Origin of the sequence: Burkholderia sp. SIMBA_062 (assembly GCF_046534765.1) — a bacterium.
GTDB classification, from domain to species: domain Bacteria; phylum Pseudomonadota; class Gammaproteobacteria; order Burkholderiales; family Burkholderiaceae; genus Burkholderia; species Burkholderia ambifaria.
Map to the genome: position 1 here is coordinate 1 of NZ_JAWRYD010000066.1, position 9,320 is coordinate 9,320.

General features: G+C 54.9%; 5 protein-coding genes and 1 rRNA gene. All 6 read right to left on the reverse strand.

Annotated elements, in window-relative coordinates; genetic code table 11:
• Positions 1-48: 48 nt before the first annotated feature.
• Entirely contained in the window at positions 49-2,163 is a 2,115-nt protein-coding gene (locus SB786_RS34955) for a hypothetical protein (protein ID WP_410731393.1), read from the reverse strand.
• The gene (locus SB786_RS34960) at positions 2,160-3,671 is read right to left on the reverse strand and encodes a hypothetical protein (RefSeq protein WP_410731394.1); all 1,512 of its coding nucleotides are present in this window, start codon (positions 3,669-3,671) and stop codon (positions 2,160-2,162) included. Before SB786_RS34960 ends, SB786_RS34955 begins: the two co-directional genes overlap by 4 nt.
• Positions 3,671-5,746, reverse strand: coding sequence for a hypothetical protein (locus tag SB786_RS34965; RefSeq protein WP_410731395.1), 2,076 nt, complete (start codon positions 5,744-5,746; stop codon positions 3,671-3,673). The genes SB786_RS34960 and SB786_RS34965 overlap by 1 nt, the downstream gene beginning before the upstream one ends.
• Before the next feature lie 97 nt (positions 5,747-5,843).
• A complete protein-coding gene (locus tag SB786_RS34970; RefSeq protein ID WP_410731396.1) occupies positions 5,844-7,220 on the reverse strand; it encodes a DNA cytosine methyltransferase in 1,377 nt (458 codons plus the stop codon).
• A 411-nt stretch (positions 7,221-7,631) separates the two neighbouring features.
• Positions 7,632-8,752, reverse strand: a protein-coding gene (locus SB786_RS34975) for an IS3 family transposase (protein WP_410731397.1) whose coding sequence is annotated in 2 segments (ribosomal slippage) — positions 7,632-8,494 and positions 8,494-8,752 — 1,122 coding nt in all. Because the reading frame shifts where the segments join, the coding sequence is not laid out codon by codon here.
• Between the two features lie 164 nt (positions 8,753-8,916).
• Positions 8,917-9,029: ribosomal RNA gene (gene rrf, locus SB786_RS34980) — 5S ribosomal RNA — on the reverse strand.
• Positions 9,030-9,320 lie beyond the last annotated feature (291 nt).

The following is a 9,320-nucleotide window of genomic DNA, read 5'->3' on the forward strand; positions in this document are numbered from 1 at the left end:
TGAATCGCTTTTTCATTGCCGTTCCTCTCTCGAACGGACTCTACACCGTCACCGTACTAAACGCGGGGAGCAGGTCAACGAGAGCCAATCAAGGTAGGACCGGATATAAGCATCTACCGCAGACTCAAACTGCTTATCGGTCACTAGCAATTCACCGAGGTTGGCAGATTCGACCAGATCATTTCCGTCCTTCCCGCGTACCTTGGCGGCAATCAACTTCCTCGCAGCGACGAAGGCCTCTGGCGGCTGCATCTCAGCTGGCACTGGCCGGGGATCGTTTAAGAACCTGCCTGCAGAAAAAATCGTGTCCTCGGGTGAAGACCATTCGCGCCGACGCCATTCGGATGCATAGTCTGGTGCAAGCACGAAAGGATAGTAAGAGCGCCCAACGCGGGCCTCGTCCAGCATCCATCCCTGTAATTGCGCGCTGCGCGCCTGACTGTTCGCATGCACCGCTCGCGGTACACGCCCACCATCACGTCTGGAATTGCGCGCCAAATGGAACTCAAAGTAACTGTTGCACTCCTCCGCGTCGGATTCATCGGCTAGCAGGCAGATGCGGAATTTTTCCGTCTTGGATACGCCCGGGCGTTGTACCTCGAATTCATAGATTCGCTCGCCGCCGGCCTCCACCTCCATACCGTACTCGCCGTCGGCCACACACCCAATCCGCGCAGGCTCGATATTGTCATCGCCATTGATGCCTTGAGCTTCCTCGGAAACGATCTCTACACCTGGACGGGTATAGATATCCAGATAGTGGCGCCCAACCCCAGACATCTCCAACGTCGTCTCGATGGGCTTTCCAGAGGCGAGTTTCGGCACCTTCGCCTTGTTTGCCGTACGTGAACAGACAACCAGCCCAGGCTCCCAAGAGGCCAATGAAATCAGCTTGGCAGTGGTTTTCCCCGCGCCGTGGCCAATTGCCTCTACAACATACTTCACCGGGGTCTTGTGCGAGGGGATTGCATCGTCCGCAAGCTCCAGCACGTCCTTTCCAACCAGAATCCATTCCTTTTTGTTTGCAGCGCCGCCTGGCGCATCTCTGACTACGCGGACTTGCACGTCTCCCGTGCCCTCTGGCACCTGCACTCGAATCTGAATACAAGCGACATCGCGCACCACGGGCACGAAGCCTTTCATCTGAAACGCCAGCGGGTTCACACAGGAAACTTCGATCTCGGTAGTAGCCACCGCCTCTTCCAGCAGGGACTCCCATCTTTGAAGCGTCAGCGCCCACCACCAGTCTGGCGCCGGATTGATTTCGTCCGGCGCATAGAAAAATGGCATCGAGTACTTTAGCGAGGTGACAACCTCACATTTGTGGCGCATATGCCTTAGGAAGGCATCTAAATGATTAACTTCCGCTTCGTTCTGTGCACGATCCTTAAGCTGCTGAATGGCGCTGCGTAAATCGGCGCTTTCGAATTTGTCAACCAACGCCTTAGTAATGGAGACTTTGCGCTCGAAATCTACCTTCTCGTCCTCTGACGGAGGAAATCCCGCTGCCAAACTGACGCGGGCGTCCAATGACATGCCCGAGTCACGCAGTTCCCAAAGCCGCCCGATGACACACCATGCGCTGGCCTTGCTTACGTCATGCTGATCGACAGCGTCCGCTGCCAACACAGCTTCATAGATTAGTTGGATTGCGTGCTCAAGTTGCGCTGGATCGCCAACACCCAATCCTTCCCTCACCATTTCTTGGATGAAAGGGTCATTCCACCAGTTAGAAATTAGACTGCCGCCTTCGTTACTAGCCGAGGCGACGCCAAATGCCTTACGGGTGGATTCATGAGTGTCGCTTGCCTGCGCACCCGGGGCGACCAGTGTCAGGAAGACGCCACAGTTATGGGCGTTACGGATGCTTGCCAACTCGTGGAACGAGCTCAGTCCTGATCGATTGACCCTTGCCACAATGGCGTCTTCTGGCACATTCTCGACCTGAAGCACGACCGGATAAGAAATTTCCGTACCATCGGCGGTTTTTGCGGTAAGTAGCCTGCCATCACCGGCAAGCAACTCAAACATATCCCTGAGCATGGCCGGCGGCGGTGCGCAAAACACAGCGCGACACTCCCTATGTGCACCACTGAGGGACATGATTTCCGCGGCCATCCGATCCTTGACCCACGCGGCCATTGCATGTGCGAGCTTGCTCAAGACACCACCAATTTAGCAAAAGGGGGAACCAACAACATGCCGCTTTCTGCGTCCGGGCTATCCAGGACCAAACTTAGCATTCTTAATTGGCGCCCAAGATCACTATCGTTCAGGCCATGAAGGTCGAATTCGATACCATACGAGGCCAAATGCATAGCGAGTCGCTGCACTGAGCGAGGTCCGTTTACCTCGTGCAAACAACAATGAGCCATAGCCAGAACCGATGCCGGTCCGAGCGTTAGAAGCCAAGGAGCATTCCGAGCTCGCCCGCGCTTTTTTAGGAAATACCCCTGATCGTATCCGCGAAGTGTCTCGTCCATCGTCTGGCGCTGACCAAGCGTGTATAGAGCGAATTCCATTAAATTGGCGCCAACACCTTTCTTGCAGGCGACAGTGCGAATTTCTCGGTCATGTAGTTCATGGTAAGAGTCCATGATCCCTGCATTCGTAAGTCTCTCCCTTTGCGCCCTGATCGTCCCAAGGAATGCAAGAATTTCCGCCACAGAGTTTAGGTTGGTGACAGGTACCCCCGTGTCCTCAAGTGCCCAAAGTACCCGATTAAGGCCAAGCCGGGCGGATAGATACTTGGACGCATAGTCTCTAAGCGTCGGGTGTGCGGGATGACCAAACGAAAGCATCCGCCTTTTCACTGCAAGCATCTGCGAGACAACGTCCGCCTCGGAAGTTGGCACATTGGTAGCGGTCCCTTCCATAACTCCGCGCACAACCCTCCAGATTCGGTCACTTACATCGCAAAGCCAAAGTATGTGACTAACAGTGCCTATCCTTAACACCGCCTCCAACAAACTAATCCATTGGCGACGGGTCATCGCAGCCTTTGCGCTGATAATGCCGCCCAAATCAGCCACGAATTGCTTGGCTGGATATTGAAACAAAGTACGATCCGTGGATGGCAATCCCTCGAGAAAAGGCAATGCATTGGATTGCCAAACGGAACTGCCAATTCGACGAAGCTCAAATTCTTCTTGGAGCCAGCATGCCCAAACATCGTCATTGGTGTCCACGCACAGCGCCTCATGAAGACGCTGCCACACCTTAGTTGCAGCCTCATTGGACGATGCTCCTATCTGGATGATTCGCTTGACGAGTTGCCCAGGGTTCCAGGGATTGCCACTCAACCTCGGAGCACCCGAATACAACGCCGTGTCCGGCACCACGGGGGATAACGACATGAAGCGTTTCGAAGATTGCTGTGAGACCTTCGGGCTTTGGACAAGGCGATCCAGGACAGTGCGCCAAGTATCTGGTTGGATAGCACCATCCTTGCCTTCCTTCTTACTCGCCTTGTCGGCAGCTTTCCTTAGTTCGTCCCCCAGGCCTTTCACCTGTTTCTCCGTGACATCTTGAAAGCCAGATGCCCGGTAAAGCGAAGACAGTACTACCTCGCCTGTCGAAAATTCAGGTGCAGGGCGGATATTGAACACGGAATTTTCGAATACACGGTGCGACTCCTGCCACGGGGCATCGATGAATTCCTGCGCCGACATCAAGCCTTCTCCTTTTGAACAACGAACGTTCCAAAATTACGCACAATAACGTCGTCCCGAATTCCGAGGCGAATCTCACTTCCCTCGAGCGTCTCTTCGTTACGCACAACAGCGCCAGCCAACTTTGCACGTGTAGTATCCAAAAGCGCCACGACTGACCGAGGCAATGACGCTGGCACCATTCCCTTTCTCAATGACTTCGTTGCTTTGAACAGCTCATAGGTGAGGGCGATAGGTTGTGCTGCCGCGCCAGTGCCAACACTCAGAAACCGAACTGGAGATTTTGGCCTATTTCCATCAGGTGGGATGGGCATGGGTCGGACTTTTTGTATATCGGTCGTCAACATCACTCTACGTTCTGGAGGAGGAAGCGGTTCGCCAAAGGTCGTATTTAAGCTAACGAGGAAACGCCGATCCTTGTTTAACAGCCCCTCTACCTGTTGTGTTGCCAACTGGAGGGAAGAAATACTGCCATTGAGAATCTGACTGAATTCACCCAGAACATCCGAGTCCTTGGTTATGCCGGACCTTACCCCTATAGACCGGCGTGCGACCCGGCAGGCAATAAGCCTGACAAATGCCTGGATACGCTCAGCCACGGCTGATTTTCGCCGTCGAATGGATTCATCCGAGAGGTGACTGTCCGCTTCCTCAAGCACCTTGAGCAAATCAACCTCAAGGGCAGACAGGCTTTGATACTTCTGGAGGTAAATCCGTGCCTCTTTGACGGAAAGGCTGAATCGGCGGTCCATCTCCTCAAACTTGATCGTCGTATTGCCACTAACGGCTACTTCTAAATTAGGACTAGCAAAGGCAGGATCAAGATAGCTGCTCATCCCTACCAATTGCGTGCGCAAGGTGGAGATGGACTCCTTCCGCTTGTCGAGCGTCAGGAACTGTAGTAATCCGGCAAACGTTGGGTGCCCCTCCAGTTTCAGCTCCTTGATGTCATTTCTGAGCGCCGTGGCCTTCTCCACGGGCCACGCCCCGAAAAGCGCGTGTTGATATTGCATGACAACCAGTTTGAATAGGCCGCGAATCCGCTTCGTTTGCGCCTTTTTTGGGTCTCGTTCCTTGGGAGACAACAACGACGCTGCCCAACTGCATGGCCTGTAGCCTCCACTGGCAGTCGATTGAGTATTTCCTGCAAGCAGGAAAGCGGTCAAAGAAAATAGATCGCGAAAATTCCATCGCTTCCCGCTAGCCAGCTCGAACCAGCGCAGCACTCGAATGTACGAAGAGCGGTGCGGCTCGCCCGCGAGTAGCTTCCTGTTTGTACAGAATGGGCAGTGGATGCCCGCCTCGCAGTGCCCGAACTCTGGCCAGTCCTGCTCGTTGATGGCTACGTCTAGAATTTGGCGTGCAGCGGATGCTGAGACGTCTACCTCATCGACCAGCGACTCCACGTCCATCGGCCAAACCGCGAAGCCCGGGTACGCATCCAGCGGCCAGCAATCTATCCCTTTGGCTCCGAGGGAAACGGATTGGACCACTTGCTTGATCAATTCACCTACACCCGACTCGCCCCGCTCAGTGGACAGGATCAAGGCATCGTCCAGCACCCCACGGTTTACGCAGGCCATGTATACATAGTCTGGGCGACCTTCTAGGAGTCGACGAATGTCATTGCAAAGATGTTCGGCAGGAGTGGTTCTATCATCGCGCTCGCCCTCCGAGCCATCCTGGACAATGGCTATTTCCGAAATTTTACAGTGCCCCGGAAAGTTGGCCCTGCTCGCCCGAACAAGCCGGCCGGGCAATCCGTTTTTCCCTGAATAACTGGCAGCAAACTCTGCTCGCAAGGCACCACCAAGCTGCATCGCAGCATCAAGCTCATCGATGGTGTACTCAATAGCTTCCGTCTTACCGTTACCAGGTCCACCGATTAGGAGCACGGCCTTTGGCGTCCCCTCCCTGCCGCTGGCAATATCTTGCGCCCAGTCAGACAACCGCTCGAGCAATCGGGTTCTGATCACCCTGCCAGATGGGCGACCACTCCCGACGTAGAAGAGCTTTTTGACGCCACCTGCCTTGTCCCCCGACCAATCCAACAATCCTTCAGGATATTTATGCATTGCTTCCTCGGCGAGGCCAGTCACCCTCGCAGAAACCTTCTGGGGCTCACGAGTATGGAAGAATGATTGCCGGTCGCTCAATCATTCCCGCTTACTCCTATACAGCAGCGACCGCCGGTTCTTGTTGGCTTGCCGCGCTGGATCGACTACTTTGTGTTGATGCTTGTTCTAGCCTGTCAAGAATATAAACGACTGCAAGACCAATTGCCTCGGCGAGCAAGGGTGGAACCGCGTTGCCTACCTGCGTATACCGAGGGCATTCTTTTGTACGCCGTTTCCCCCCGGTCGTGAACTTGCCTCGAAAGTGAAACCAGTCTGGGAAGCTTTGAAGTCTGGCGCTTTCCCGGACGGTTAATATCCTAGGCTCAAAATAGTGAAGCACGTCATCCGGCAATGTCGTAATCGTCGGGGCCGGTTCCCAAGGAGACATCGGAAAGATCCTATGCTTCTTGAGTCCGAATTTCGCCCGGCTTTTTTCGTTCATGCGAACGCCTTGTGCGCACTCTTTGATGATCTTCTTGAAGCGCGCCTTTACGTCATCCCGGTGTCGCGCAAGACGCATACTATCCATGGTATCGCCTCGGCAATGTTTGTGCATCAGCCGCTGGTAATTTGTCTGCGGCCCACAATACACTGCCTCCTCGAATCCCTTAGGAGAAGCGGGATCCGTACATGATTGCTTGACCGTGTGGCAAACTAACAGGTCGGAAATCGCGTCTTCTACGGAAATCAGCTTGGTTTTTGGCAAACCATGTTTGACCAGCATTTCAATACGCATGGATTCGAGCACATCGAAAACATGCGTACCCTCCCGTTCAAGCTGGGATGCTAGATCCTTCTTAATTCCAAAAACTATTAGCCTGGAACGACGTTGAGGGACGCCAAAAAGAGATGCATCGACAATCTTACCGTAGACAGTGTAGTCAATATCTTCAAGACTCTTCTTTAACTTGTCATAAAACGATTCGGCCGCCTGTTCCCTTGCGCCATCGTCTCCCTTCTTGCTCGAGTGTGCAACCATCATTCCGGGTACATTCTCGAGAATCAAGATGTTCGGCTTGATGGCGCCCACGGTCTGTACGTATTTTTCGAAGAGCTGATTGCGTGGGTCGTCCTCTTGCCGCCGACCGGCAAAGCTGAATCCCTGGCATGGCGGACCTCCGGCAAGGACTTGAATGTTTCCTTGCAGTTTGACAAGGTTCGCGTAGTGCTTGTCTAACAGATCGTCTATTCCCCAGGCTCGCTGCTCTAACCAGGATGGCCATGCAAACCTACTTATGGGGACTTTCCTGTCACCAAGAAAATTCTCGGCGAAGGTCTCGAATGCCATGGGGTCACGCTCCGCGACGAAGCGCCCCTGGAGACCTGCCATGGACAGCCCTAGCGATAGGCCACCACAGCCTGAGAAGAGGTCAACGAATTTGTACTTGGGCATATCTTGGATGGTTTTCCCTGGCTTTAGACTGTACGGCATGCCTGCTCAGCATCTCCAAGGTTGCCAACTAAGGGGTCATGTTGTCCTGATAGGGCCATCCGGAAACGAAACCATATTTGACACAGGCCGCTGATTTTACATGGTTGCTCCTAGCCGATGCTAGCCGCCAGAATGGTGGGCGCCCCCAAGAAATACTGTTCATATATACAGTAAAAAGCACCCCGCGACAACCGTTGATTCATGCGCCGAAACGTGCCGGGCCCTTGTCCTTACGAACTGCGTAGACCGCACGCGACCAAGAATGGCGCACCCCAATCCGCAGCAGTCTGGAATATGCCAGATGGAAGAACCGCAAGGCGGTTGCGCAGGCACTTTGAACGATATGCGAGGCATGCTATGACGTTGACCTGCCCCCTTCAATAGGGCCAATCGGCTTCTAGCAAAGTCCCTTTAAACCAACTCCTGGAAAGCGGCAGGAGCATCCGCGGTTGCCCGATGTTTCGCCGCAAACTCTGACGGCGCAAGGTAGTTCAGTGCACTGTGCGGCCTTTGCTCGTTGTAGTCCTGACGCCATGCCGCGATGACAGCCCGAGCGTGCGCGAGCGTCGTGAACCAGTGCTCGTTAAGGCATTCGTCGCGGAACTTGCCGTTGAACGATTCGATGTACGCATTCTGCGTTGGCTTGCCCGCCTGAATCAACTTCAGAGTGACGCCGTTCGCATACGCCCACTGGTCAAGCGCTCGGCTCGTAAATTCCGGTCCCTGGTCTGTTCGCACCGCCTTGGGATAGCCACAGAAGCGAGCTGCTCGGTCCAACGCTCGTGTGACGTACAAGCCGGAGATGCCTTGGTCCACGACGATATCGACAGCCTCCTTGGTGAAATCGTCGACGATAGTCAGGCACTTCAGACGCCGCCCGTTCGACAGCGCATCCATCACGAAATCGATTGACCACACCTCGTTGGGTGCGCCCGGCAATGCCAGTTGCTCGCGCTCAATCATTACGCCGTGGCGCTTGCGACGGCGCCGCCCAGCCAACCCTGCCTCACGGTACAGGCGATAGATGCGCTTGTGATTGGCGTGCGTGCCTTCGCGTTCCAGCCGGGCCTGCAGTCGGCGGTAGCCGAAGCGACGACGTTCGTGCGCCAACTCCACCAGACGCCCCGCTAGCACCTCATTCTCGTGGTCCGGCTTCGCGTCGTAATGCAGCACGCTGCGAGAAAGCCCGACAAGCCGGCAGGCGCGGCGCTCGGAGATGTTGACCTTCTCCCGAATCGCCGACACTACTTCGCGTTTGGCTTGCGGGCTCAGGGCTTTCCCTTGACGACGACCTTCAACGCTTCCATATCGAGCATTGCTTCGGCCAGCAGTTTCTTCAGCCGGGCATTCTCCACCTCGAGGTCCTTGAGCCGGCGGGCTTCCGAGACTTCCATGCCGCCGAACTTCGCGCGCCAGGTGTAGAACGACGCGTCACTGAACCCGTGCTTCCTGCACAGTTCCTTGACCGGCATACCGGCCTCGGCTTCCTTCAGAAACCCGATGATTTGCTGTTCCGTAAAGCGCTTCTTCATGTTCGTCTTCTTCTCGAAAACGAACTCTACTAGACTCCGGCTGGCCCTGTTTGCAGGGGGCAGGTCAAATAGGCCAGCGCACTGATCTGGATCCATCGCCCTTTTTCCGCCGCCGCCAATGCAAAAACCCCCGCCTGGTCGGGCGGGGGTTCTTGGCTTAGGGAGCCTGACGATTACCTACTTTCACACGGGAATCCGCACTATCATCGGCGTGGAGTCGTTTCACGGTCCTGTTCGGGATGGGAAGGGGTGGGACCGACTCGCTATGGTCATCAGGCAAAGAGGGTTGTCGCGCTGCTTCGCAACGCGACCAATCTGGGAAGAAGCAGTAATTAGGTTGTGTGTATCACACACGAGAATCCAACTTGTCTTGTCTTGCTACGCAGGTCGCCGGTACTTCAACCGGCGCGCCGCATCGATCAGCTTCGCTGCTCGATGCTCTGCGTGGGATGCTCGTAAGTGCTGAAGCACTAACGATCATCGACACAAGGCAGACTTGTTATAGGATCAAGCCTTACGGGCAATTAGTATCAGTTAGCTGAACGCATTACTGCGCTTACACACCTGA

Coding starts and splice junctions, on each gene's coding strand:
- SB786_RS34970 (WP_410731396.1), bottom strand. CDS start 7,220: ATGCCGTACAGTCTAAAGCCAGGGAAAACCATCCAAGATATGCCCAAG.
- SB786_RS34965 (WP_410731395.1), bottom strand. CDS start 5,746: ATGCATAAATATCCTGAAGGATTGTTGGATTGGTCGGGGGACAAGGCA.
- SB786_RS34960 (WP_410731394.1), bottom strand. CDS start 3,671: ATGTCGGCGCAGGAATTCATCGATGCCCCGTGGCAGGAGTCGCACCGT.